The sequence below is a fragment of the Citrobacter sp. CRE-46 genome (assembly GCF_059615875.1).
The window spans coordinates 4,158,509-4,183,312 of sequence record NZ_CM184341.1 but is presented as its reverse complement, the minus strand read 5'-3'; the positions used below and the strand labels follow the sequence as shown (position 1 = coordinate 4,183,312).

Here is a 24,804-nt window from a genome sequence, read left to right as displayed (position 1 = left end):
GTCGAAGGAATCTGAAGATGTCTGAACCACGTTTCGTCCACCTCCGGGTGCACAGCGACTACTCCATGATCGATGGGCTGGCGAAAACCGGGCCGCTGGTGAAGAAGGCGGCCGCGTTAGGCATGCCTGCGCTGGCGATCACCGATTTTACCAACCTGTGTGGTCTGGTGAAGTTTTACGGAGCGGGTCACGGCGCCGGTATTAAGCCTATTGTAGGCGCAGATTTTCATGTCCGCAGTGAACTATTGGCTGATGAACTCACGCAACTCACCGTACTGGCCGCTAACAATACCGGCTATCAGAACCTGACGTTATTGATATCAAAAGCCTATCAGCGCGGTTATGGCGCAGAAGGGCCGGTTATCGACCGCGACTGGCTGGTCGAGCTAAAAGAAGGTTTGATTTTGCTCTCCGGCGGCCGCATGGGCGACGTCGGACGTAGCTTGTTGCGCGGTAATAGCGCCCTGGTTGACGAATGCGTGGCGTTTTACGAAGCGCATTTTCCCAATAGCTACTTCCTTGAGCTGATCCGTACCGGCAGACAAGATGAAGAAAACTATCTGCATGCCGCGGTAGAACTGGCTGAAAGGCGTGGTTTGCCGGTGGTGGCGACCAACGATGTTCGCTTCCTGGAAACCGGCGATTTCGACGCGCATGAAATCCGTGTGGCGATCCACGACGGGTTCACCCTTGACGACCCTAAACGCCCGCGTAACTACTCCGCGCAGCAGTATATGCGTAGCGAAGACGAGATGTGCGAGCTGTTCTCCGATATCCCGGAGGCGCTGCAAAACACCGTCGAAATTGCCAAACGCTGTAACGTCACGGTGCGTTTGGGTGAGTATTTCTTGCCACAGTTCCCGACCGGCGATATGACCACCGAGGATTTCCTCGTGGCGAAGTCGAAAGAGGGGCTGGAACAGCGACTGGCGTTCCTGTTCCCGGATCCGGAAGAGCGCGCCAGGCGCCGTCCGGAATATGATGAACGTCTGGATGTTGAGCTACAGGTTATCAACCAGATGGGGTTCCCGGGCTACTTCCTGATCGTTATGGAATTTATCCAGTGGTCGAAGGATAACGGCGTACCAGTAGGTCCGGGACGTGGTTCCGGCGCAGGCTCGCTGGTGGCCTATGCGCTAAAAATTACCGACCTGGATCCGCTGGAATTTGACCTGCTGTTCGAACGTTTCCTGAACCCGGAACGTGTCTCAATGCCCGACTTCGACGTTGACTTCTGTATGGAGAAACGCGACCAGGTTATTGAACACGTGGCGGATATGTACGGTCGTGATGCGGTTTCGCAGATTATTACTTTCGGTACGATGGCGGCAAAAGCGGTTATCCGAGACGTGGGTCGCGTGCTGGGGCACCCGTACGGCTTCGTGGATCGTATTTCGAAACTGGTGCCGCCCGATCCGGGCATGACGCTGGCGAAAGCCTTCGAAGCTGAACCGCAACTGCCGGAAATCTATGAGGCAGATGAAGAGGTTAAAGCGCTGATCGATATGGCGCGTAAGCTGGAAGGCGTCACGCGTAACGCCGGTAAGCACGCCGGTGGCGTGGTTATCGCTCCGACCAAAATTACCGATTTTGCGCCGCTATACTGCGATGAACAGGGGCTGCACCCGGTTACTCAGTTTGATAAGAACGACGTGGAATACGCCGGCCTGGTGAAGTTCGACTTCCTGGGGCTGCGTACGCTGACCATCATCAACTGGGCGCTGGAGATGATCAACGCCCGCCGTGAAAAGAACGGCGAGCCGCCGCTGGATATCGCGGCCATTCCGCTTGACGATAAGAAAAGCTTCGACATGCTGCAACGTTCGGAAACCACCGCGGTATTCCAGCTTGAATCCCGCGGCATGAAGGATCTGATCAAACGTCTGCAGCCTGACTGCTTCGAAGATATGATCGCACTGGTGGCCCTGTTCCGCCCGGGCCCGCTACAGTCGGGGATGGTAGATAACTTTATCGACCGTAAGCATGGTCGCGAAGAGATTTCCTATCCGGACGTACAATGGCAGCATGAGTGTCTGAAGCCGGTACTGGAGCCAACCTACGGCATTATCCTGTATCAGGAACAGGTTATGCAGATTGCCCAGGAGCTGTCTGGTTACACGCTTGGCGGCGCGGATATGCTGCGTCGTGCGATGGGTAAGAAAAAGCCGGAAGAAATGGCCAAGCAGCGCGGCACCTTTGAAGAAGGAGCGAAAAAGCGCGGCGTCGACGGCGAACTGGCGATGAAAATCTTTGACCTGGTGGAGAAATTCGCCGGTTACGGATTTAACAAATCACACTCCGCCGCCTATGCGCTGGTCTCTTACCAGACGCTATGGTTGAAGGCGCATTACCCAGCCGAGTTTATGGCGGCGGTAATGACGGCCGATATGGATAACACCGAGAAAGTGGTCGGGCTGGTGGATGAATGCTGGCGCATGGGGTTAAAAATCCTGCCGCCAGACATTAACTCCGGGCTTTACCATTTCCACGTTAACGATGATGGCGAGATTGTTTATGGCATCGGCGCGATAAAAGGCGTGGGTGAAGGGCCAATTGAAGCTATTATTGAGGCGCGCAACGAAGGCGGTTACTTCCGCGAGCTGTTTGATCTCTGTGCGCGTACGGATATCAAAAAACTCAATCGCCGGGTGCTGGAAAAACTGATTATGTCCGGGGCGTTTGACCGCCTTGGCCCACACCGCGCGGCGTTGATGAATTCGTTGAATGATGCGCTAAAAGCCGCTGATCAGCATGCGAAAGCCGAGGCTATTGGCCAGGCTGATATGTTTGGCGTGCTGGCGGAAGAACCCGAACAAATTGAACAGTCTTATGCCAACTGTACACCGTGGCCTGAGCAGGTAGTATTAGACGGTGAGCGTGAAACGTTAGGGCTTTACCTGACGGGGCACCCTATCAACCAGTATTTAAAAGAAATTGAGCGCTATGTTGGAGGCCACAGGCTGAAAGACATGCATCCGACAGAACGTGGTAAAGTCACCACGGCTGCGGGGCTCGTCATTGCCGCGCGGGTAATGGTCACCAAGCGCGGCAATCGTATCGGCATCTGTACCCTGGATGACCGTTCCGGGCGTCTGGAAGTTATGTTGTTTACCGATGCCCTGGATAAATACCAGCAATTGCTGGAAAAAGACCGCATACTTATCGTCAGCGGACAGGTCAGCTTTGATGACTTCAGCGGCGGGCTTAAAATGATGGCCCGTGAAGTCATGGATATTGACGAAGCCCGGGAAAAATATGCTCGCGGGCTTGCTATCTCGCTGACGGACAGGCAAATTGATGACCAGCTTTTAAACCGACTCCGTCAGTCTCTGGAACCCCACCGCTCGGGGACAATTCCAGTACATCTCTACTATCAGAGGGCGGATGCACGTGCGCGGTTGCGTTTTGGCGCGACGTGGCGTGTCTCTCCGAGCGATCGTTTGCTAAACGATCTCCGCGGCCTTATTGGTTCGGAGCAGGTGGAACTGGAGTTTGACTAATACAGGAATACTATGAGTCTGAATTTCCTTGATTTTGAACAGCCGATTGCAGAGCTGGAAGCAAAAATCGATTCTCTGACTGCGGTTAGCCGTCAGGATGAGAAACTGGATATTAACATCGATGAAGAAGTGCATCGCCTGCGTGAAAAAAGCGTAGAACTGACGCGTAAAATCTTCGCCGATCTTGGCGCATGGCAGGTAGCCCAACTGGCGCGCCATCCACAGCGTCCGTACACCCTGGATTATGTCCGCCTGGCGTTTGATGAATTTGATGAGCTGGCGGGCGATCGTGCCTATGCGGATGACAAAGCTATCGTCGGCGGTATCGCGCGTCTGGATGGCCGTCCGGTGATGATCATTGGTCATCAGAAAGGCCGTGAGACCAAAGAAAAAATTCGTCGTAATTTCGGCATGCCAGCGCCGGAAGGCTATCGCAAAGCGCTGCGTCTGATGGAAATGGCAGAACGTTTCAACATGCCGATCATTACCTTCATCGACACCCCAGGGGCTTACCCGGGCGTGGGCGCGGAAGAACGTGGTCAGTCTGAAGCGATCGCGCGCAACCTGCGTGAAATGTCGCGTCTGAGCGTACCAGTCATCTGCACCGTTATCGGTGAAGGTGGTTCCGGCGGCGCGCTGGCGATCGGCGTAGGCGATAAAGTGAATATGCTGCAATACAGCACCTATTCCGTTATCTCCCCGGAAGGTTGTGCCTCCATTCTGTGGAAAAGCGCTGATAAAGCGCCGCTGGCCGCTGAAGCGATGGGCATTATCGCGCCGCGTCTGAAAGAGCTGAAGCTTATCGACTCTATCATTCCTGAACCGCTGGGTGGCGCGCACCGTAACCCGGAAGCCATGGCGGCGTCACTGAAAGCGCAACTGCTGGCCGATCTCGCCGATCTTGATGTGTTAGGTAAAGAAGATCTGAAAAACCGTCGCTACCAGCGTCTGATGAGCTACGGCTACGCATAAGCTACATTAATTCTGAAAAGGGCCACAATGCTGTGGCCCTTTTTTTTACCTGCAGTTTGACCAGGCTATGCTTAACTAAGGTTTTTCCAGGAGGAACGCATGAATATCATTGCCATCATGGGACCGCATGGCGTCTTTTATAAAGATGAGCCCATCAAGGAACTTGAGCGTGCGCTACAACAGCAGGGGTTTCAGATTATCTGGCCGCAGAATAGCGTTGACCTGCTGAAGTTTATCGAACATAACCCGCGAATTTGCGGCGTCATTTTTGACTGGGATGAATACAGTCTGGATCTGTGCAGTGACATCAACCAGCTCAACGAATATCTTCCGCTTTACGCCTTTATTAATACCCATTCGACGATGGATGTCAGCGCCCATGACCTGCGCATGGCGCTGTGGTTTTTTGAGTATGCGCTGGGCCAGTCTGAAGACATTGCCACCCGCATCCGCCAGTACACCAGCGAATATCTGGATAACATTACGCCCCCTTTCACCAAAGCGCTGTTTACCTATGTGAAGGAAGGAAAGTATACCTTTTGCACGCCCGGTCATATGGCGGGAACGGCGTACCAGAAAAGCCCGGTCGGCTGCCTGTTCTATGATTTCTTTGGCGGTAATACGCTGAAAGCCGATGTCTCCATTTCAGTGACCGAGCTGGGCTCGCTGCTGGATCATACCGGCCCGCACCTGGAAGCGGAGGAGTATATCGCGCGCACTTTTGGCGCCGAGCAGAGCTATATGGTGACCAACGGCACGTCCACCTCCAATAAAATTGTTGGTATGTACGCCGCACCCACGGGCAGTACGCTGTTGATTGACCGCAACTGTCATAAGTCGTTGGCGCATTTGCTGATGATGAGCGATGTGGTGCCAATCTGGTTGAAGCCGACGCGTAATGCGTTGGGTATTCTGGGCGGTATCCCCCGTCGGGAATTTAGCCGGGCAAGCATCGAAAGCAAGGTAGAGGAGACCCCTCAGGCGCAATGGCCGGTGCATGCGGTGATCACCAACTCCACCTATGACGGCCTGCTGTATAACACCAACTGGATCAAACAAACGCTGGATGTGCCCTCTATCCATTTTGATTCAGCCTGGGTGCCATATACCCATTTTCATCCGATCTATCAGGGGAAAAGCGGGATGAGCGGTGAGCGCGTGCCGGGGAAGGTGATTTTTGAAACCCAGTCCACCCACAAGATGCTGGCGGCGTTGTCACAGGCTTCTTTGATCCACATTAAGGGCGATTACGACGAAGACACCTTTAACGAAGCCTTTATGATGCACACATCCACTTCGCCGAGTTACCCGATTGTTGCCTCGATAGAAACCGCAGCGGCCATGCTGCGTGGCAATTCCGGTAAGCGGTTAATCAATCGTTCGGTGGAGCGGGCGCTGCATTTTCGTAAAGAAGTGCAGCGGTTGCGTGAAGAGTCGGATGGCTGGTTTTTTGATATCTGGCAACCAGAAAGGGTGGATGAAGCAGAATGCTGGCCGGTAGCGCCCGGTGAAGACTGGCACGGATTTATCGATGCTGACGCCGACCACATGTTTCTTGACCCGGTGAAAGTCACTATTCTGACGCCGGGGATGGATGAACAGGGAAATATGAGTGAAGAGGGGATTCCTGCCGCGCTGGTGGCGAAATTCCTTGATGAACGCGGCGTGGTTGTCGAGAAAACGGGACCGTATAATCTGTTGTTCCTGTTCAGCATCGGCATTGATAAAACCCGGGCGATGGGCCTGCTGCGCGGACTGACGGAATTTAAGCGTTCGTACGATCTGAATTTACGCGTGAAAAACATGCTTCCGGATCTGTATGCTGAAGATCCTGATTTTTATCGTAATATGCGCATTCAGGATCTGGCGCAGGGGATCCATAGGCTTATTCGCCAGCACGATCTTTCCGGGCTGATGCTGCGGGCATTTGATACCTTACCGGAAATGAAAATGACGCCGCATCAGGCCTGGCAGCGGCAGATCAAAGGTGAGGTTGAAACGGTGGCGCTCGATCAACTGGTGGGGCGCGTTTCCGCCAATATGATCCTGCCTTACCCTCCCGGCGTACCGCTCTTGATGCCTGGTGAAATGATCACGGAAAAAAGCCGGGCTGTACTCGATTTCCTGCTGATGCTGTGCTCCGTGGGCCATCATTATCCTGGATTTGAAACCGATATCCATGGCGCTAAACTGGGTGAGGATGGCGTGTATCGTGTGAGAGTCTTAAAAATGGCATAACGACTTGCCTGAACCCATTACGCACGAGTAACGTGCTGAAGAACAAACGAAAGAGGCAAAACGCTATGCTGGGATTAAAACAGGTTCACCATATTGCCATTATTGCGACGGACTACGCGGCGAGTAAGGCATTTTACTGCGATGTGTTGGGCTTCACCCTGATGAGCGAAGCCTACCGGGAAGAGCGAGACTCCTGGAAAGGCGATCTGGCATTGAACGGTCAGTATGTGATTGAGCTATTTTCTTTCCCATTTCCACCTTGCCGCCCCAGCCGACCGGAAGCCTGTGGTTTACGTCATCTGGCGTTCAGTGTGGATGACGTAGAGAAAGCGATCGCGCATCTGGAAGCGCGCGATGTGAAGTGCGAGCCGATACGCATTGATCCGTTCACCGGCAAACGCTTCACGTTTTTTAACGATCCCGACGGATTACCGCTCGAACTGTATGAGCTGTAAGGCTTGTCATTATGGCGTTAGCCCGGTAACGTGCCGGGCAATACCATTGTAAGTAACCATCATGACAACACTCACGCTGAATACTTCACTGCTGAATTCTCAATCGATTCTGGTCGCCTTTAGCGGCGGGCTGGACTCCACCGTGCTGCTGCATCAGTTAGTGCTGTGGCGAGCACAGCACCCTGAGGTTACGTTGCGCGCAATCCATATTCATCATGGATTAAGTCCCCACGCGGACAACTGGGTGCAGCACTGTGAATCGATATGCGCGCAGTGGCAGGTGCCGCTGGTGGTTGAACGGGTCCGTCTGGAGGATGATGGTCTGGGGATAGAAGCTCAGGCGCGGCGGGCGCGCTATCACGCATTTGCACAGACGTTACTGCCGGGCGAGGTACTGATGACCGCCCAGCATCTGGACGACCAGTGCGAAACTTTTCTGCTGGCCCTTAAGCGTGGCAGTGGTCCTGCCGGGCTTTCCGCCATGGGAGAAAGCTCGCCGTTCGCCGGGACCCGGCTGATCCGACCGCTGCTGGCGCAAACGCGAGAGGCGCTGGAAGGGTGGGCGCGACAGCACCAATTATGTTGGATTGAGGATGAAAGTAATCAGGATGATACCTACGATCGCAATTTCCTCAGATTGCGCGTTACTCCCTTGCTGCAACAGCGTTGGCCGCACTTCGCGCAATCCACGGCCCGCAGCGCCGCGCTGTGCGCCGAGCAGGAGAGCTTACTGGATGAACTGCTTGCCAGCGATTTAGCCGACTGCGTCACGGCCCAGGGCACACTGTTGCTGGCACCGCTAATGACGATGAGCGGTGTACGGCGTGCCGCCCTGCTTCGCCGCTGGCTGGCAGGATTAACTGCGCCAATGCCTTCCCGTGACGCGCTGGAACGTATCTGGCAGGAAGTCGCGCTGGCGCGGGAAGATGCTTCCCCCTGTTTTCGCCTTGGAGGGTTCGACATTCGTCGTTATCAGTCACAGCTGTGGTGGGTGAAATCGGTCGATGGGCAAAGCGAAACCGTCATCCCGTGGACATGCCGGGAAACGCCGTTGACGTTGCCTGCCGGGTTAGGCTCGGTGCAGCTCATCCCTGCTGGCGAATTGCGTATGCCGCAGGCAGATGAAGCCGTCAGCATTCGGTTTAAAGCGCCAGGCGTATTACATATTGTCGGGCGTAACGGTGGACGTAAATTAAAGAAAATCTGGCAGGAGCAGGGGATCCCGCCCTGGCGACGAGATACCACGCCGCTGTTGTTTTACGGCGAAACGCTGATTGCGGCTGCGGGTGTTTTTGTGACGCGTGAGGGGGCAGCAGAAGATAAAGAAGGGGTGAGTCTGGTTTGGCATGCCTGATGGCGGTGCGCTTATCCGACCTACATATCGCATGGAAAGTAGGCCGGATAAGGTGCTTGCACCGCCATCCGGCAACAAAAGAATCAGGATTCGCTGACGACCACGGTACCGATTTGCGGGTGGCTGAAGCTGGCAATTTTATCGAGGCGAAGCTCCCGGGTTTCACCTGCGACATCTGCGACCAGATATTCCACGTTTTTGCGTGAAACCAGATCGTTTGCTTTCGCTTGTAAAACTTCGCCATCTTTTAACGCCAACGTCAGTAACAAATGGTGCTGGCAGGCGAGTTCAAGATTGTCGTAATCATCACAGTTGATGGGTTGATACGTTTCATTCATTGACATAATCGCTCACCAGTAAGTTCGCGGCAGCATAGGCCGCTTTTTCCCTGACCGACTCTGAAAGGGCGCTGTCTGCCGCCATTTCATTAAGCACCTTCAATACGCAACCCAGCGCATCCGGGACATACCCTAAGTCTCCGCTGGCGATTTCCGCGTACCGCTTGCGTATTAACTCACAATATTTTTCCACATGCCCTCCTGTCAGCACTCTGACTTAACCGTGGATGCAAGTCTAAGCCTACGAAGATAAACTCTGTTTAGCAAGGTGACTATACCATACTCATTCAGGCAATATCAGCGGCCTTGATAGAGGCGCTGTTAGCAGCCTTTTGCCGCAGTTTTCGCTACAATGAGCGCCTGATTCGAAAGGAGTTCTCAAATGGCGCTTAAAGCGACAATCTATAAAGCTGTAGTCAATGTGGCGGATCTCGACCGCAACCAGTTCCTTGACGCAGCCTTGACGCTGGCGCGTCACCCTTCAGAAACCCAGGAGCGCATGATGCTGCGACTGCTGGCGTGGATTAAATATGCCGATGAACGCCTGCAGTTCACGCGTGGCCTGAGCGCGGAAGATGAACCGGAAGCCTGGCTGCGAAACGACCATCTGGGCATTGATTTATGGATTGAACTCGGCCTGCCGGATGAGCGTCGTATTAAGAAAGCCTGCACTCAGTCTGCTGAGGTGGCCCTGTTTACCTACAACAGCCGTGCGGCCCAGATCTGGTGGCAACAAAACCAGAGTAAGTGCGCGCAGTTTAAAAATCTTACCGTGTGGTATCTGGATGACGAACAGCTGGCGCAACTGAGTGAATTTGCTGGTCGCACCATGGCGCTGCAGGCGACGATCCAGGATGGCGCTATCTGGTTGTCCGATTCTCAGAACAATCTGGAAATTCATCTGACCGCGTGGCAGCAGGGTTCATGATAGTTATCTCCCGAAACGTCTCTATCCCTGAAAATGAGCTGGAAATCACGGCGATTCGGGCGCAGGGCGCGGGTGGTCAGCACGTTAACAAGACCTCGACGGCCATCCATTTGCGCTTTGACATTCGGGCCTCTGGCCTGCCAGAGTATTATAAGGAACGCCTGCTGGCCGCCAGCCATCATCTGATTAGCGGCGATGGCGTTATTATCATTAAGGCGCAGGAATACCGTAGCCAGGAGCTAAACCGGGAAGCGGCAATCTCCCGGCTGGTGGCGGTGATCAAAGAATTAACCGCAGTGCAAAAAAGCCGACAGGCAACGCGTCCTACGCGCGCTTCGAAAGAGCGTAGGTTGTCATCGAAGGCGCAAAAATCCACAGTGAAGTCACTGCGCGGGAGAGTTCGTCGAACGCAAGACTGACGAGCAGGAATAAAAATTTATAAGGAATTGATAGTGAAAACAGCAATATTGTCCGTCGTCGCTGCATGCACGCTTTTTTCCTTGATCGGCTGTAACAACCGTACTGAAGTCGAAGTACTACAGCCGACACGGGCGGCAGAATTAAAACCGATGCAGCAAAGCTGGCGAGGCATCCTGCCTTGCGCGGACTGCGAAGGGATTGAAACTTCTCTGTTCCTCGAAAAAGACGGAACATGGGTGATGAACGAACGTTATCAGGGGGTGAGGGATGAACCGTCGTCCTTTGCCTCTTACGGAACATGGGCGCGCACTGCGGATAAGCTGGTGCTGACCGACAGTAAAGGTGAAAAGTCGTACTATCGTGCTAAAGGCGAAGCGCTGGAAATGCTCGATCGTGAAGGTAATCCGATTGAGTCGCAGTTCAACTACACCCTTCAGCCCGTTTCCGCCAGCTTACCGGTGACGCCAATGCCGATGCGGGGCATGTACTTCTATATGGCTGACGCAGCTATCTTTACCGACTGCGCAACGGGTAAACGGATGCCGGTGGCGAATAACGCCCAGCTTGAGCGTGACTATTTAGCCGCGCGCGCGGAAAACGGGCAATCCGTATTGCTGACGCTGGAAGCGCATTTTACACTGGAGGCGAACCCGGACACTGGCGAGAAAGTGAAAACGCTGATGGCGGATAAAGATGCGAAATTTACCCCCGGCAAAGGGTGTAATTAATTGATGAAAAAAAGGCCCTGATTATCAGGGCCTTTTGCTGATATTAGCCTTTAATGGCTTTTACCAGGTAGTCGACGATGTCGCCCGTTTTAATCAACTGCTTCTCGCCGTTACGACGGTATTTGTATTCGATATCGTCGTTGTCGAGGTTACGGTCGCCCAGCACGATAGTGTGCGGAATACCGATCAGTTCCATATCGGCAAACATCACGCCCGGACGCTCTTTACGGTCGTCCATCAGCACTTCAATGCCCTGCGCGCGCAGCTCTGCGTACAGCTTTTCAGCCAGTTCCTGCACGCGGTAGGACTTATGCATGTTCATCGGCAGAATCGCGACCTGGAACGGGGCAATGGCGTCTGGCCATACGATACCGCGATCGTCATAGTTCTGTTCGATAGCAGCAGCAACCACGCGAGTGACCCCGATACCGTAGCAACCCATGGTCAGGATCTGGTTACGGCCATCTTCGCCCTGAACGGCGGCTTTCATCGCTTCAGAGTACTTGGTGCCCAACTGGAAGATGTGACCCACTTCGATGCCGCGTTTAATCAGCAGCGTACCCTGGCCATCCGGACTCGGGTCGCCAGCGACTACGTTACGGATATCCGCAACTTCCGGGGTGGCAACATCACGATCCCAGTTGATACCGAAATAGTGCTTACCGTCGATGTTCGCGCCCGCGGCGAAGTCGCTCATGACCGCAACGGTACGGTCGATAACGACCGGAATTGGCATGTTCACCGGACCCAGAGAACCCGGACCCGCTTTCACCAGTGCGCGAATCTCTTCTTCGGTGGCGAAGGTCAGCGGGCTGGCAACCTGCGGCAGTTTTTCCGCTTTGACTTCGTTCAGCTCGTGATCGCCGCGAACCAGCAGTGCAATCAGCGGAGACTTGCTGCCTTCAACCGCTTTCACCAGCAGGGTTTTTACGGTTTTCTCGATCGGCAGGTTGAACTGCTCAACCAGCTCGGCGATGGTTTTGGCGTTTGGCGTATCGACCAGCGTCATCTCCTGCGTTGCTGCCGCACGCGGCTCTTTTGGCGCAACGGCTTCGGCAAACTCGATATTCGCTGCATAATCGGAGGTGTCGGAGAAGATCACATCGTCTTCGCCGCTCTGCGCCAGCACCTGGAATTCGTGAGAGGCGCTACCGCCGATAGAACCGGTATCCGCTTGTACCGCACGGAAATCGAGACCCATACGGCTGAAGATCTTGCTGTACGCCGCGTACATCGCGTCGTAGGTCTCCTGCAGGGATTCCTGAGAGGTATGGAAAGAGTAGGCATCTTTCATCAGGAATTCGCGGGAACGCATCACGCCGAAGCGCGGACGAACTTCGTCACGGAATTTAGTCTGGATCTGGTAGAAGTTCAGCGGCAGCTGTTTGTAAGAGCTCAGCTCGTTACGAATCAGGTCGGTGATGACTTCTTCATGCGTTGGGCCAAGGACGAACGGGCGATCGCCACGGTCAGCAATACGCAGCAGTTCCGGGCCGTATTGTTCCCAACGGCCACTCTCTTGCCACAGCTCAGAGGGCTGAACGACCGGCATCAACACCTCGATCGCACCGGCGTTGTTCATCTCTTCACGCACGATGTTTTCGACTTTTTTCAGGACGCGCACGCCGGTCGGCAGCCAGGTGTATAACCCGGAGGCCAGCTTGCGGATCATCCCGGCGCGCAGCATCAGCTGATGGCTGATGACTTCGGCGTCGGCAGGTGTCTCCTTCAGAGTGGAGAGCAGATATTGGCTAGTACGCATGTTGTTACGGTTCCAGTTGAACGATCGAACAGGCTCAAGACGAGCCTGGCACAAAACAAAAGTGGTTTAGTTTACCAGCGAGAAAGGGATGTCAAAAGAGTACGCGACGCAAATTAGCGGGCTTCCAGAGCAAAGACCTCAAATCCTGACGGCGTAACGCGCCAGCGGACGTTAAAGTCCAGCAGCCAAACGGCATAGGTTTTGCCTTCTTCCTCGTTTTTACGGTAGGCAGGACGGGGATCCTGCGCCAGCACTTCGGCAATAAACTGGCGAAGATGCGGATAACGTTTTTCCAGCCCAGCCAGTTGCCCGGCGATCTCTTCACTGAACGACACATCTACGCTGGCCTGCGGTGCATCCTGAGCATAGCTGGCGCGAGCATCGGGCAGCGATTCGGCAAAGGGCAGATACGGTTTAATATCTACAACCGGCGTACCATCGACAAGATCCAGCCCGCCGAGCTCAAGGATGACGTGCTCTTTGTGGCAGCGGATACCTCGAAGCTCAACCAAAGACATGCCAACAGGGTTAGGACGAAACGTTGAACGCGTGGCGAAGACACCCATTCTGGCGTTGCCGCCAAGACGGGGAGGGCGCACGGTTGGACGCCATCCTCCTTCCATTGTCTGATGAAAAACAAAAATCACCCACAAATGGCTGAAGGCTTCCAGGCCGCGAACAGCTTCGGCCTGGTTATAGGGAGCGAGCAAATGCAGTTCGCCGCTGGCGCTTTTCACCAGACCTGGCTGGCGTGGAACGGCGAACTTTTCTTTATAAGGTGAGCGGATAACGCCTATTTGCTCGAACTGAAAATGACTCATTTCGCCGAAATGTTCAGTGCAGAACCAATGCAAACTGCCTGACGATAGCAACCTGGCGTCCCGCTGGTGACTTCGCAACTGTGCAGCAATACCGCATTCGCTTTCATTTTAGAGGCGTTAATTTGCATGCGTTTACGTGCGGTTGGGATGCTAGGAGGGGAATCCTGGTTTGATGCCTGGCAGGATTCGCCGCTGACTTCGCCGAGATCGCGGAACGGTTTACCCACTAAATCTTCGGCGTTAGTAATGATTCTTACCGGCGCCGCGCGCGGTGCTTTTGGTTTTTCCGGCTCCGCTTTTGGCGGGGTAGCGGTGCTTTGAACGGGTTCAACAGGGGATCTGCTTAACATAGAACAGCCGCTCAGCATGAGTGCTACTAAACAGATCGGTAAAGCACGCATAATATTTCCTCAATGAATGATCTAAACGTCAGATATTGAATCAGGTGCTTGCATAAATGACAAGACGGGCAAGCGCCCGTCCTGATGATATTACAGATTCTGGAAACAGCCTAAAATTACCAGCCCTTAACAGCACCGCCGTTGAAGACTTTGTTCGCTGCTTCGTACACTTCGTCAGACTGGTAGGCCTGCACGAATTTCTTCACGTTCTCAGCATCTTTGTTGTCTTCACGGGTCACGATCAGGTTTACGTACGGAGAATCTTTATCTTCAACAAAGATACCGTCTTTTGCCGGGGTCAGGCCAATCTGGCTGGCGTAGGTGGTGTTGATGACCGCCAGGGCGATTTGCGCATCGTCCAATGAACGCGGCAGCTGCGGCGCTTCCAGTTCAACCAGCTTCAGGTTTTTCGGGTTTTCAATCACGTCCAGCGCGGTCGGCAGCAGGCCAACACCGTCTTTCAGTTTGATTAAGCCCACTTTTTGCAGCAGCAGCAGCGAGCGGCCGAGGTTAGTCGGGTCGTTTGGAATCGCGACCTGAGAACCTTCCTGCAGCTCATCCAGTGATTTGATTTTTTTGGAATAGCCCGCAATCGGGTAAACAAAAGTATTGCCCGCGGCAACCAGCTTGTAACCACGATCTTTAATCTGCTGATCCAGGTACGGTTTGTGCTGGAAGGCGTTAGCATCAATGTCGCCTTTGCTCAGCGCTTCGTTAGGCAGGACGTAATCGTTAAACGTGACCAGCTCAACGTCCAGACCGTATTTTTCTTTTGCCACTTTCTGCGCGACTTCTGCAACCTGTTGCTCTGCGCCAACAATAACGCCCACTTTGATGTGGTTAGGATCTTTTTCATCCTGACCGCAACCCACAAGTGCCAGAGAACCGATCAGGGCTCCAACTGCCGCAAAGGTTTTGAATTTGAACGCCATGCTTATTTCCTTTTCTTAATGAGTTTTTAGTGTTGTGTGCAACGTTATTTGTGCGTGACAACCCGGACGATGCGATCGCCGGATAACTGAATTAAATAAACCAGAACGACGAGCAATACCAGTACTGTATTCATCACGGTAGCGTTGTAGCCGATATAACCGTACTGGTAGCCAATCTGTCCCAGACCACCTGCGCCGACGGCACCGCCCATCGCGGAATAGCCAACCAACGTGATGAGCGTGATGGTGGCGGCATTGACCAGACCCGGCAGCGCTTCTGGCAGTAATACCTTACGTACAATCTGCAACGGCGTGGCACCCATCGCACGGGAGGCTTCAATCAGCCCGGTCGGGATTTCCAGCAGCGCGTTTTCCACCATACGGGCGATAAACGGCGCGGCGCCGACGGTCAGCGGGACGATAGCGGCCTGCAGCCCAATAGAGGTACCCACAATCATGCGGGTGAATGGAATCATCCACACCAGCAAAATAATGAATGGGATGGAACGGAAAATATTTACCAGCGCAGAGAGCGTACGGTAAAGCTTAGCGTTCTCAATAATTTGCCCAGGACGCGTAACGTACAGCAATACGCCAACCGGCAGGCCAATGACAAAACCAAAAAAACCGGACACAAAGGTCATTGCCAGCGTTTCCCATACGCCGCGAACCAGTAGCCACATCATCGGCTCAGACATAACCCAGTACCTCTACTTTTACATGGTGTTCCTGCAACCAGTTAATGGCTGCTTGTGTATCTTCCTGTGTGCCGTGCATTTCCGTCAGCATAATGCCGAACTTCACGCCGCCGGCATAATCCATCTGCGCGCTAATAATGTTGTTATTCACATTAAAGCGACGGGCCGTCTCAGAGAGTAATGGCGCATCGACCGAATGACCGGTGAACTCCATGCGCAGCATTGGCACGCTGTCGGCTTGCGGCTCTGCTTTTAAACGTTCCAGATAATCTTCCGGGATATCCAGATGTAGAGTGGACTGGATAAACTTCTGTGCCAGCGGCGTTTTCGGGTGAGAGAAGACTTCGCTGACGGTGTCCTGTTCAATCAGTTCACCATTGCTGATGACCGCCACACAGTCACAAATGCGTTTTACAACGTCCATCTCATGGGTAATCAGCAGAATGGTGAGACCCAGACGACGGTTAATGTCTTTCAGCAGTTCCAGAATCGAACGCGTGGTTGCCGGGTCGAGTGCACTGGTGGCTTCATCGCAGAGCAACACTTTGGGATTACTTGCCAGCGCACGGGCGATCGCCACTCGCTGTTTTTGTCCACCGGAAAGGTTGGCTGGATAGCTATCGTGTTTGTCGCCAAGGCCAACTAAATCCAGCAGTTCTGTTACACGGCGTTTGATCTCTTCCTTTGGCGTGTTATCCAGTTCCAGCGGCAGCGCGACGTTACCAAACACGGTACGGGAAGAGAGCAGGTTAAAGTGTTGGAAAATCATGCCGATTTGACGGCGAGCTTTGGTCAACTCGGACTCTGAAAGCGTTGTCAGCTCCTGACCACCGACCTGAACGCTGCCTTCGGTTGGGCGTTCAAGTAAGTTAACGCAGCGGATAAGCGTACTTTTACCGGCACCGGAGGCGCCAATGACGCCATAAATCTGCCCCGCGGGAACATGCAGGCTGACATTATTTAGCGCCTGAATGGTACGAGTCCCCTGCTGGAACACTTTGGTGATATTCGAAAGTTTAATCATTGGTTATTTATTATCGTAATTAAGTTAGCCGTGGCATTTTCGTCTGTCTGGGACGGTCGAAGCCGTCAACAAGATGGATGTTAAGGCATCCAGACGTCTAAATCAATCTAGCTTTGCACGATGAGCACTTTCTTGCCCGCCGAAACATGCGATACTAGAGCCACATGCCTTATTCAGGAGCTATAAAAGGTGGCAAAGTCTGTACCCGCAATTTTTCTCGACCGTGACGGCACCATTAATGTGGACCACGGTTACGTACATGAGATTGATGAGTTCGAGTTTATCGACGGCGTTATTGATGCCATGCGTGAACTTAAAAATATGGGTTACGCGCTAATTGTGGTGACGAACCAGTCTGGTATCGCGCGCGGTAAATTTACCGAGGCACAGTTTGAAACGTTGACCGAATGGATGGACTGGTCGCTGGCCGATCGCGACGTTGATCTGGATGGTATCTACTATTGCCCGCACCATCCGCAGGGTACCGTAGAAGAGTATCGTCAGGTCTGCGATTGCCGTAAGCCGCATCCCGGGATGTTGATCTCCGCTCGCGACTTCCTGCACATCGATATGGCTGCTTCTTATATGGTAGGCGACAAAATAGAAGATATGCAGGCGGCAGCAGCGGCGAATGTTGGCACCAAGGTACTGGTGCGCACGGGCAAACCCGTCACGCCGGAAGCAGAAAATGCGGCAGATTTGGTTATAAATAGTCTGGCAGACCTGCCAAAGGCGATAAAAAAGCAGCAAAAGTAAGCGTTGTGGATAAAAGGTGAGCGGTTGGAACGAAAATGCATTTTTCCGCTTGTCTTCCTGAGTCGACTCCCTATAATGCGCCTCCATCGACACGGCGGATGTGAATCACTTCACACAAACAGCCCGGTCGGTTGAAGAGAAAAACCTGAAAATGAGGGTTGACTCTGAAAGAGGAAAGCGTAATATACGCCACCTCGCGACAGAGCGCTAAAGCGCGTCGCAACTGCTCTTTAACAATTTATCAGACAATCTGTGTGGGCACTCGAGGATACGGATTCTTAACGTCGCAAGACGAAAAATGAATACCAAGTCTCTGAGTGAACACGTAATTCATTACGAAGTTTAATTCACGAGCATCAAACTTAAATTGAAGAGTTTGATCATGGCTCAGATTGAACGCTGGCGGCAGGCCTAACACATGCAAGTCGAACGGTAGCACAGAGAGCTTGCTCTCGGGTGACGAGTGGCGGACGGGTGAGTAATGTCTGGGAAACTGCCCGATGGAGGGGGATAACTACTGGAAACGGTAGCTAATACCGCATAATGTCGCAAGACCAAAGAGGGGGACCTTCGGGCCTCTTGCCATCGGATGTGCCCAGATGGGATTAGCTTGTAGGTGGGGTAACGGCTCACCTAGGCGACGATCCCTAGCTGGTCTGAGAGGATGACCAGCCACACTGGAACTGAGACACGGTCCAGACTCCTACGGGAGGCAGCAGTGGGGAATATTGCACAATGGGCGCAAGCCTGATGCAGCCATGCCGCGTGTATGAAGAAGGCCTTCGGGTTGTAAAGTACTTTCAGCGAGGAGGAAGGCGTTGTGGTTAATAACCACAGCGATTGACGTTACTCGCAGAAGAAGCACCGGCTAACTCCGTGCCAGCAGCCGCGGTAATACGGAGGGTGCAAGCGTTAATCGGAATTACTGGGCGTAAAGCGCACGCAGGCGGTCTGTCAAGTCGGATGTGAAATCCCCGGGCTCAACCTGGGAACTGCATCCGAAACTGGCAGGCTAGAGTCTTGTAGAGGGGGGTAGAATTCCAGGTGTAGCGGTGAAATGCGTAGAGATCTGGAGGAATACCGGTGGCGAAGGCGGCCCCCTGGACAAAGACTGACGCTCAGGTGCGAAAGCGTGGGGAGCAAACAGGATTAGATACCCTGGTAGTCCACGCCGTAAACGATGTCGACTTGGAGGTTGTGCCCTTGAGGCGTGGCTTCCGGAGCTAACGCGTTAAGTCGACCGCCTGGGGAGTACGGCCGCAAGGTTAAAACTCAAATGAATTGACGGGGGCCCGCACAAGCGGTGGAGCATGTGGTTTAATTCGATGCAACGCGAAGAACCTTACCTACTCTTGACATCCAGAGAACTTAGCAGAGATGCTTTGGTGCCTTCGGGAACTCTGAGACAGGTGCTGCATGGCTGTCGTCAGCTCGTGTTGTGAAATGTTGGGTTAAGTCCCGCAACGAGCGCAACCCTTATCCTTTGTTGCCAGCGATTCGGTCGGGAACTCAAAGGAGACTGCCAGTGATAAACTGGAGGAAGGTGGGGATGACGTCAAGTCATCATGGCCCTTACGAGTAGGGCTACACACGTGCTACAATGGCATATACAAAGAGAAGCGACCTCGCGAGAGCAAGCGGACCTCATAAAGTATGTCGTAGTCCGGATTGGAGTCTGCAACTCGACTCCATGAAGTCGGAATCGCTAGTAATCGTGGATCAGAATGCCACGGTGAATACGTTCCCGGGCCTTGTACACACCGCCCGTCACACCATGGGAGTGGGTTGCAAAAGAAGTAGGTAGCTTAACCTTCGGGAGGGCGCTTACCACTTTGTGATTCATGACTGGGGTGAAGTCGTAACAAGGTAACCGTAGGGGAACCTGCGGTTGGATCACCTCCTTACCTTAAAGAAACGTTCTTTGCAGTGCTCACACAGATTGTCTGATGAAAAGTGAATAGCAAGGCGTCTTGCGATTGAGACTTCAGTGTCCCCTTCGTCTAGAGGCCCAGGACACCGCCCTTTCACGGCGGTAACAGGGGTTCGAATCCCCTAGGGGACGCCACTTGCTGGTTCGTGAGTGAAAGACGCGCACCCTGATATCTCAAAACTCATCTTCGGGTGATGTTTGAGATATTTGCTCTTTAAAAATCTGGATCAAGCTGAAAATTGAAACGACACACTGTGTCTGTTCTCCGTAATAAGAACAGATAAAAGGTGTGTTCGAGTCTCTCAAATTTTCGCAATCAGAAGTGAAACATCTTCGGGTTGTGAGGTTAAGCGACTAAGCGTACACGGTGGATGCCCTGGCAGTCAGAGGCGATGAAGGACGTGCTAATCTGCGATAAGCGCCGGTAAGGTGATATGAACCGTTATAACCGGCGATTTCCGAATGGGGAAACCCAGTGTGATTCGTCACACTATCGTTAACTGAATACATAGGTTAACGAAGCGAACCGGGGGAACTGAAACATCTAAGTACCCCGAGGAAAAGAAATCAACCGAGATTCCCCCAGTAGCGGCGAGCGAACGGGGAGCAGCCCAGAGTCTGAATCAGCATGTGTGTTAGTGGAACGGTCTGGAAAGTCCGACGGTACAGGGTGATAGTCCCGTACACAAAAACGCATGTGCTGTGAACTCGAAGAGTAGGGCGGGACACGTGGTATCCTGTCTGAATATGGGGGGACCATCCTCCAAGGCTAAATACTCCTGACTGACCGATAGTGAACCAGTACCGTGAGGGAAAGGCGAAAAGAACCCCGGCGAGGGGAGTGAAAAAGAACCTGAAACCGTGTACGTACAAGCAGTGGGAGCACCTTCGGGTGTGACTGCGTACCTTTTGTATAATGGGTCAGCGACTTATATTCTGTAGCAAGGTTAACCGTATAGGGGAGCCGAAGGGAAACCGAGTCTTAACTGGGCGTTAAGTTGCAGGGTATAGACCCGAAACCCGGTGATCTAGCCATGGGCAGGTTGAAGGTTGGGTAACACTAACTGGAGGACCGAACCGACTAATGTTGAAAAATTAGCGGATGACTTGTGGCTGGGGGTGAAAGGCCAATCAAACCGGGAGATAGCTGGTTCTCCCCGAAAGCTATTTAGGTAGCGCCTCGTGAACTCATCTTCGGGGGTAGAGCACTGTTTCGGCTAGGGGGTCATCCCGACTTACCAACCCGATGCAAACTGCGAATACCGAAGAATGTTATCACGGGAGACACACGGCGGGTGCTAACGTCCGTCGTGAAGAGGGAAACAACCCAGACCGCCAGCTAAGGTCCCAAAGTCATGGTTAAGTGGGAAACGATGTGGGAAGGCACAGACAGCCAGGATGTTGGCTTAGAAGCAGCCATCATTTAAAGAAAGCGTAATAGCTCACTGGTCGAGTCGGCCTGCGCGGAAGATGTAACGGGGCTAAACCATGCACCGAAGCTGCGGCAGCGACACTATGTGTTGTTGGGTAGGGGAGCGTTCTGTAAGCCGTTGAAGGTGGCCTGTGAGGGCTGCTGGAGGTATCAGAAGTGCGAATGCTGACATAAGTAACGATAATGCGGGTGAAAAACCCGCACGCCGGAAGACCAAGGGTTCCTGTCCAACGTTAATCGGGGCAGGGTGAGTCGACCCCTAAGGCGAGGCCGAAAGGCGTAGTCGATGGGAAACAGGTTAATATTCCTGTACTTGGTGTTACTGCGAAGGGGGGACGGAGAAGGCTATGTTGGCCGGGCGACGGTTGTCCCGGTTTAAGCATGTAGGCGGAGGTTCCAGGTAAATCCGGTACCTTTTAACGCTGAGGTGTGATGACGAGGCACTACGGTGCTGAAGTGACAAATGCCCTGCTTCCAGGAAAAGCCTCTAAGCATCAGGTAACACGAAATCGTACCCCAAACCGACACAGGTGGTCAGGTAGAGAATACCAAGGCGCTTGAGAGAACTCGGGTGAAGGAACTAGGCAAAATGGTGCCGTAACTTCGGGAGAAGGCACGCTGATAGGTAGGTGAAGTGATTTACTCATGGAGCTGAAATCAGTCGAAGATACCAGCTGGCTGCAACTGTTTATTAAAAACACAGCACTGTGCAAACACGAAAGTGGACGTATACGGTGTGACGCCTGCCCGGTGCCGGAAGGTTAATTGATGGGGTTATCCGTAAGGAGAAGCTCTTGATCGAAGCCCCGGTAAACGGCGGCCGTAACTATAACGGTCCTAAGGTAGCGAAATTCCTTGTCGGGTAAGTTCCGACCTGCACGAATGGCGTAATGATGGCCAGGCTGTCTCCACCCGAGACTCAGTGAAATTGAACTCGCTGTGAAGATGCAGTGTACCCGCGGCAAGACGGAAAGACCCCGTGAACCTTTACTATAGCTTGACACTGAACACTGGTCCTTGATGTGTAGGATAGGTGGGAGGCTTTGAAGTGTGGACGCCAGTCTGCATGGAGCCGTCCTTGAAATACCACCCTTTAATGGCTGGTGTTCTAACGTGGGCCCGTAATCCGGGTTGCGGACAGTGTCTGGTGGGTAGTTTGACTGGGGCGGTCTCCTCCCAAAGAGTAACGGAGGAGCACGAAGGTTAGCTAATCCTGGTCGGACATCAGGAGGTTAGTGCAAAGGCATAAGCTAGCTTGACTGCGAGAGTGACGGCTCGAGCAGGTGCGAAAGCAGGTCTTAGTGATCCGGTGGTTCTGAATGGAAGGGCCATCGCTCAACGGATAAAAGGTACTCCGGGGATAACAGGCTGATACCGCCCAAGAGTTCATATCGACGGCGGTGTTTGGCACCTCGATGTCGGCTCATCACATCCTGGGGCTGAAGTAGGTCCCAAGGGTATGGCTGTTCGCCATTTAAAGTGGTACGCGAGCTGGGTTTAGAACGTCGTGAGACAGTTCGGTCCCTATCTGCCGTGGGCGCTGGAGAATTGAGGGGGGCTGCTCCTAGTACGAGAGGACCGGAGTGGACGCATCACTGGTGTTCGGGTTGTCATGCCAATGGCACTGCCCGGTAGCTAAATGCGGAAGAGATAAGTGCTGAAAGCATCTAAGCACGAAACTTGCCCCGAGATGAGTTCTCCCTGAGACCTAGAGTCTCCTGAAGGAACGTTGAAGACGACGACGTTGATAGGTCGGGTGTGTAAGTGTAGCGATACATTGAGCTAACCGATACTAATGAACCGTGAGGCTTAACCTTACAACGCCGAAGCTGTTTTGGCGGATTTGAGAAGATTTTCAGCCTGATACAGATAAGATTAACCGGCGAAAAGCGGGTTAATAAACAGAATTTGCCTGGCGGCTGTAGCGCGGTGGTCCCACCTGACCCCATGCCGAACTCAGAAGTGAAACGCCGTAGCGCCGATGGTAGTGTGGGGTCTCCCCATGCGAGAGTAGGGAACTGCCAGGCATCAAATTGCAGTAAACCGGGATGAAAATCCGGGTGGTGACAAAGAAATTCGGTGGAGCGGTAGTTCAGTTGGTTAGAATACCTGCCTGTCACGCAGGGGGTCGCGGGTTCGAGTCCCGTCCGTTCCGCCACTTATTAAGAGCCCTGAGCGTTAGCTCAGGGCTTTTTCTTTGCCTGCGATTTAATTATTGCTAAATTCGCAAAAATCCTCTGCATTTTTCATTCTTTTTCTATAAAGCGCTGAAGTTCATAATCCTCTCCGTAAACGAACATTGTGATTAAAAAGAGGAATTTCATGACTATCCCTGCATTCGGTTTAGGTACTTTTCGCCTGAAAGACGACGTGGTTATCGCTTCTGTTAAAACGGCGCTAGAGCTGGGCTACCGTGCTGTCGACACTGCGCAAATCTATGATAATGAAGCGGCTGTTGGCCAGGCGATTGCTGAGAGCGGCGTACCACGTAGCGAGCTGTACATCACCACCAAGATCTGGATTGAAAACCTTAGCAAAGACAAGCTGATCCCAAGCCTGAAAGAGAGCCTGAAAAAACTTCGTACGGATTATGTCGATCTGACGCTAATCCACTGGCCCTCTCCGGGTGACGCCGTATCTGTCGAAGAATTTATGCAGGCATTGCTTGAAGCTAAAGAACAAGGGCTGACTCGCGAAATTGGCATTTCAAACTTCACCATTCCGCTGATGGAAAAAGCCATTGCTACAGTGGGCGTGGAGAACATCGCCACTAACCAGATTGAACTGTCTCCGTATCTGCAGAGCCGTCGGGTGGTTGACTGGGCGAAAGCGCACGGTATCCACATCACCTCTTACATGACGCTGGCTTATGGTAAAGCGCTGAAAGATGAGGTGATTGCACGCATCGCCGCAAAACACAATGCCACTCCGGCACAGGTTATCCTGGCATGGGCAATGGGAGAAGGTTACTCAGTAATACCTTCTTCCACCAAGCGTGAAAACCTGGCAAGTAACCTACTGGCACTGGAATTGCGTCTGGATGCCGAAGATAGAGCAGCGATCGCGGCACTGGATTGCAACGACCGCCTGGTTAGCCCGGAAGGTCTGGCCCCTGAGTGGGATTAATTGCCTGACCCTTTGTACCCTTTAACCCTCTTTCACAGCTCCTTCAGGAGCTGTTTTTATATGTTCACTTAAGAAGTCGATAAATGCCCGGATACGTGTACTGACGGCACGATCGCTGTAGTAAACGGCACTGAAAGGCATTTCTACCGGCAGACGCTTATCGGCCAGCAGTTCCACCAGTTCTCCCTGCTCGATCTCTTTGTCAATCATATAATCTGAAAGACATGCAATGCCGTTACCGCTCAGGCAAAGCTGTTTTAACGTTTCCCCGCTGTTGGAAGAAATCCCACATTCGACCTCATGGAGCTGCCCATCGCTACAGGCTATTGGCCAGGTATTGAGCGAGATGGGTTCAGAAAACCCCAGACACAGGTGCCGTTTTAACTCTTCAACACTCTCTGGCTTGCCAAAACGGGCAATATAGTCAGGTGAAGCGATAATCTTGCGGTAGCTGGTAAATAACGGACGTGCGCGCAGACTTGAATCCGTCAACGTGCCTGCGCGTATCGCAACATCCACTTTTCGTTCAATAAGATTGATGAACGTTTCTGAGGAGACAAGAGACAACGTCATCTCGGGATACCGCTCACGGAACGGTTTAATCAGCGGCATCAGGAAATGCAGCATTACCGGCGTTGCCGCATCGATACGCAGTAAGCCGCGTGGGGTATTACGTGATTCCATGATTTCCGTTTCTGCTGCAGCCATTTCTTGCAGTATCTGCTGCACGCGCCTGAAGTATCGCTCACCTTCTTCAGTCAGGCTCAGCTGTCGGGTCGTACGATTAAGCAGACTGACGCCGAGCTTCATCTCCAGCTTTTTAACTGCCCGGCTGACAGCGGAATTGGCCTGTCCAAGCTGCTCTGCCGCCCGGCTGAAGCTGCCGCTTTCCACGACAGCGACAAAAATTGCAAGTTCTTCGGAGGTTGCTTTCATTTTTGCACCTGAAGCAAAATTAAATTGATATTTTGAATATTTTTGTCATTAAA

The 24,804-nt window shown here is 53.0% G+C and carries 19 protein-coding genes, 2 tRNA genes and 3 rRNA genes; 15 read left to right on the top strand and 9 right to left on the bottom strand.

Translation table 11 applies throughout. The annotated features are described in order from the left end of the window. Nucleotides 1–17: 17 nt before the first annotated feature. From dnaE to tilS, 5 genes are all read left to right on the top strand, one after another. Nucleotides 18–3,500, top strand: coding sequence for a DNA polymerase III subunit alpha (gene dnaE, locus AC534G_RS20455; RefSeq protein ID WP_038637424.1), 3,483 nt, complete (start codon nucleotides 18–20; stop codon nucleotides 3,498–3,500). 12 nt (nucleotides 3,501–3,512) lie between these two features. Next, entirely contained in the window at nucleotides 3,513–4,472 is a 960-nt protein-coding gene (accA, locus tag AC534G_RS20450) for an acetyl-CoA carboxylase carboxyl transferase subunit alpha (RefSeq protein ID WP_038637427.1), read from the top strand. 99 nt (nucleotides 4,473–4,571) lie between these two features. After that, nucleotides 4,572–6,710 (top strand): lysine decarboxylase LdcC, encoded by a 2,139-nt coding sequence (gene ldcC, locus AC534G_RS20445; RefSeq protein WP_038637430.1) that lies wholly within the window; start codon nucleotides 4,572–4,574, stop codon nucleotides 6,708–6,710. A gap of 65 nt (nucleotides 6,711–6,775) precedes the next feature. Further along, nucleotides 6,776–7,165 carry a VOC family protein gene (locus AC534G_RS20440; RefSeq protein ID WP_069324020.1) on the top strand — a complete coding sequence of 130 codons (390 nt, stop codon included), beginning with the start codon at nucleotides 6,776–6,778 and terminating at the stop codon, nucleotides 7,163–7,165. 61 nt (nucleotides 7,166–7,226) lie between these two features. Further along, nucleotides 7,227–8,519, top strand: a complete 1,293-nt coding sequence (gene tilS / locus AC534G_RS20435) for a tRNA lysidine(34) synthetase TilS (protein ID WP_110498721.1) — start codon at nucleotides 7,227–7,229, stop codon at nucleotides 8,517–8,519. 83 nt (nucleotides 8,520–8,602) lie between these two features. Here tilS and rof read toward each other — a convergent pair whose 3' ends face one another. Both rof and AC534G_RS20425 read right to left on the bottom strand, forming a co-directional pair. After that, entirely contained in the window at nucleotides 8,603–8,863 is a 261-nt protein-coding gene (gene rof / locus AC534G_RS20430) for a Rho-binding antiterminator (protein WP_003018503.1), read from the bottom strand. Continuing rightward, complete coding sequence (locus AC534G_RS20425; protein ID WP_024132476.1) at nucleotides 8,850–9,050, bottom strand: YaeP family protein; 201 nt, start codon at nucleotides 9,048–9,050, stop codon at nucleotides 8,850–8,852. Before AC534G_RS20425 ends, rof begins: the two co-directional genes overlap by 14 nt. A gap of 189 nt (nucleotides 9,051–9,239) precedes the next feature. Between AC534G_RS20425 and AC534G_RS20420 the strand changes: the two genes are divergently transcribed. Genes AC534G_RS20420 through nlpE form a run of 3 tightly spaced genes read left to right on the top strand, consistent with a single transcriptional unit; the run spans nucleotide 9,240 to nucleotide 10,933 of the window. Then, nucleotides 9,240–9,785 (top strand): YaeQ family protein, encoded by a 546-nt coding sequence (locus AC534G_RS20420; protein ID WP_038637444.1) that lies wholly within the window; start codon nucleotides 9,240–9,242, stop codon nucleotides 9,783–9,785. After that, on the top strand, nucleotides 9,782–10,204 hold the full coding sequence (arfB, locus tag AC534G_RS20415) for an alternative ribosome rescue aminoacyl-tRNA hydrolase ArfB (protein ID WP_110498720.1): 423 nt from the start codon (nucleotides 9,782–9,784) through the stop codon (nucleotides 10,202–10,204). Before AC534G_RS20420 ends, arfB begins: the two co-directional genes overlap by 4 nt. Before the next feature lie 30 nt (nucleotides 10,205–10,234). Beyond that, nucleotides 10,235–10,933 (top strand): envelope stress response activation lipoprotein NlpE, encoded by a 699-nt coding sequence (nlpE, locus tag AC534G_RS20410; protein WP_110498853.1) that lies wholly within the window; start codon nucleotides 10,235–10,237, stop codon nucleotides 10,931–10,933. Nucleotides 10,934–10,976: 43 nt separating this feature from the next. On the opposite strand, the gene proS is transcribed toward nlpE, so the two are convergent. From proS to metN, 6 genes are all read right to left on the bottom strand, one after another. Then, the gene (gene proS / locus AC534G_RS20405; RefSeq protein ID WP_038637453.1) at nucleotides 10,977–12,695 is read right to left on the bottom strand and encodes a proline--tRNA ligase; all 1,719 of its coding nucleotides are present in this window, start codon (nucleotides 12,693–12,695) and stop codon (nucleotides 10,977–10,979) included. Nucleotides 12,696–12,808: 113 nt separating this feature from the next. Further along, nucleotides 12,809–13,516 carry a tRNA (N6-threonylcarbamoyladenosine(37)-N6)-methyltransferase TrmO gene (gene tsaA, locus AC534G_RS20400; RefSeq protein ID WP_110498719.1) on the bottom strand — a complete coding sequence of 236 codons (708 nt, stop codon included), beginning with the start codon at nucleotides 13,514–13,516 and terminating at the stop codon, nucleotides 12,809–12,811. Next, nucleotides 13,513–13,917, bottom strand: a complete 405-nt coding sequence (gene rcsF, locus AC534G_RS20395; RefSeq protein WP_016151780.1) for an envelope stress sensor lipoprotein RcsF — start codon at nucleotides 13,915–13,917, stop codon at nucleotides 13,513–13,515. The genes tsaA and rcsF overlap by 4 nt, the downstream gene beginning before the upstream one ends. A gap of 116 nt (nucleotides 13,918–14,033) precedes the next feature. Continuing rightward, nucleotides 14,034–14,849 (bottom strand): methionine ABC transporter substrate-binding lipoprotein MetQ, encoded by an 816-nt coding sequence (gene metQ, locus AC534G_RS20390; RefSeq protein ID WP_006686809.1) that lies wholly within the window; start codon nucleotides 14,847–14,849, stop codon nucleotides 14,034–14,036. 44 nt (nucleotides 14,850–14,893) lie between these two features. Beyond that, nucleotides 14,894–15,547, bottom strand: a complete 654-nt coding sequence (locus AC534G_RS20385) for a methionine ABC transporter permease MetI (protein ID WP_006686810.1) — start codon at nucleotides 15,545–15,547, stop codon at nucleotides 14,894–14,896. After that, a complete protein-coding gene (gene metN / locus AC534G_RS20380) occupies nucleotides 15,540–16,571 on the bottom strand; it encodes a methionine ABC transporter ATP-binding protein MetN (protein WP_038637459.1) in 1,032 nt (343 codons plus the stop codon). Before metN ends, AC534G_RS20385 begins: the two co-directional genes overlap by 8 nt. Nucleotides 16,572–16,760: 189 nt before the next feature. Between metN and gmhB the strand changes: the two genes are divergently transcribed. The 7 genes from gmhB to dkgB all read left to right on the top strand — a co-directional run bounded on the left by gmhB (nucleotide 16,761) and on the right by dkgB (nucleotide 23,815). Next, nucleotides 16,761–17,327: a D-glycero-beta-D-manno-heptose 1,7-bisphosphate 7-phosphatase gene (gene gmhB, locus AC534G_RS20375; protein ID WP_038637462.1), complete on the top strand. Its 567-nt coding sequence runs from the start codon at nucleotides 16,761–16,763 to the stop codon at nucleotides 17,325–17,327. A gap of 364 nt (nucleotides 17,328–17,691) precedes the next feature. After that, nucleotides 17,692–19,231 (top strand): 16S ribosomal RNA (locus AC534G_RS20370). A gap of 85 nt (nucleotides 19,232–19,316) precedes the next feature. Then, nucleotides 19,317–19,392 (top strand) — tRNA-Glu (locus AC534G_RS20365). Nucleotides 19,393–19,601: 209 nt separating this feature from the next. After that, nucleotides 19,602–22,506, top strand: a 23S ribosomal RNA gene (locus AC534G_RS20360). Nucleotides 22,507–22,600: 94 nt separating this feature from the next. Next, nucleotides 22,601–22,716: ribosomal RNA gene (gene rrf, locus AC534G_RS20355) — 5S ribosomal RNA — on the top strand. The 16S, 23S and 5S rRNA genes sit together here with 2 tRNA genes alongside, the layout of an rRNA operon. Before the next feature lie 54 nt (nucleotides 22,717–22,770). Beyond that, nucleotides 22,771–22,847, top strand: a tRNA-Asp gene (locus AC534G_RS20350). 164 nt (nucleotides 22,848–23,011) lie between these two features. Next, the gene (gene dkgB, locus AC534G_RS20345; protein WP_110498718.1) at nucleotides 23,012–23,815 is read left to right on the top strand and encodes a 2,5-didehydrogluconate reductase DkgB; all 804 of its coding nucleotides are present in this window, start codon (nucleotides 23,012–23,014) and stop codon (nucleotides 23,813–23,815) included. A gap of 21 nt (nucleotides 23,816–23,836) precedes the next feature. On the opposite strand, the gene yafC is transcribed toward dkgB, so the two are convergent. Continuing rightward, complete coding sequence (yafC, locus tag AC534G_RS20340) at nucleotides 23,837–24,751, bottom strand: DNA-binding transcriptional regulator YafC (protein WP_069323835.1); 915 nt, start codon at nucleotides 24,749–24,751, stop codon at nucleotides 23,837–23,839. Nucleotides 24,752–24,804: the final 53 nt, after the last annotated feature.

Coding starts and splice junctions, on each gene's coding strand:
- yafC (WP_069323835.1), bottom strand. CDS start 24,751: ATGAAAGCAACCTCCGAAGAACTTGCAATTTTTGTCGCTGTCGTGGAA.
- dnaE (WP_038637424.1), top strand. CDS start 18: ATGTCTGAACCACGTTTCGTCCACCTCCGGGTGCACAGCGACTACTCC.
- rcsF (WP_016151780.1), bottom strand. CDS start 13,917: ATGCGTGCTTTACCGATCTGTTTAGTAGCACTCATGCTGAGCGGCTGT.
- dkgB (WP_110498718.1), top strand. CDS start 23,012: ATGACTATCCCTGCATTCGGTTTAGGTACTTTTCGCCTGAAAGACGAC.
- rof (WP_003018503.1), bottom strand. CDS start 8,863: ATGTCAATGAATGAAACGTATCAACCCATCAACTGTGATGATTACGAC.
- proS (WP_038637453.1), bottom strand. CDS start 12,695: ATGCGTACTAGCCAATATCTGCTCTCCACTCTGAAGGAGACACCTGCC.
- AC534G_RS20440 (WP_069324020.1), top strand. CDS start 6,776: ATGCTGGGATTAAAACAGGTTCACCATATTGCCATTATTGCGACGGAC.
- ldcC (WP_038637430.1), top strand. CDS start 4,572: ATGAATATCATTGCCATCATGGGACCGCATGGCGTCTTTTATAAAGAT.
- metQ (WP_006686809.1), bottom strand. CDS start 14,849: ATGGCGTTCAAATTCAAAACCTTTGCGGCAGTTGGAGCCCTGATCGGT.
- AC534G_RS20420 (WP_038637444.1), top strand. CDS start 9,240: ATGGCGCTTAAAGCGACAATCTATAAAGCTGTAGTCAATGTGGCGGAT.
- AC534G_RS20385 (WP_006686810.1), bottom strand. CDS start 15,547: ATGTCTGAGCCGATGATGTGGCTACTGGTTCGCGGCGTATGGGAAACG.
- metN (WP_038637459.1), bottom strand. CDS start 16,571: ATGATTAAACTTTCGAATATCACCAAAGTGTTCCAGCAGGGGACTCGT.
- accA (WP_038637427.1), top strand. CDS start 3,513: ATGAGTCTGAATTTCCTTGATTTTGAACAGCCGATTGCAGAGCTGGAA.
- tsaA (WP_110498719.1), bottom strand. CDS start 13,516: ATGAGTCATTTTCAGTTCGAGCAAATAGGCGTTATCCGCTCACCTTAT.
- tilS (WP_110498721.1), top strand. CDS start 7,227: ATGACAACACTCACGCTGAATACTTCACTGCTGAATTCTCAATCGATT.
- arfB (WP_110498720.1), top strand. CDS start 9,782: ATGATAGTTATCTCCCGAAACGTCTCTATCCCTGAAAATGAGCTGGAA.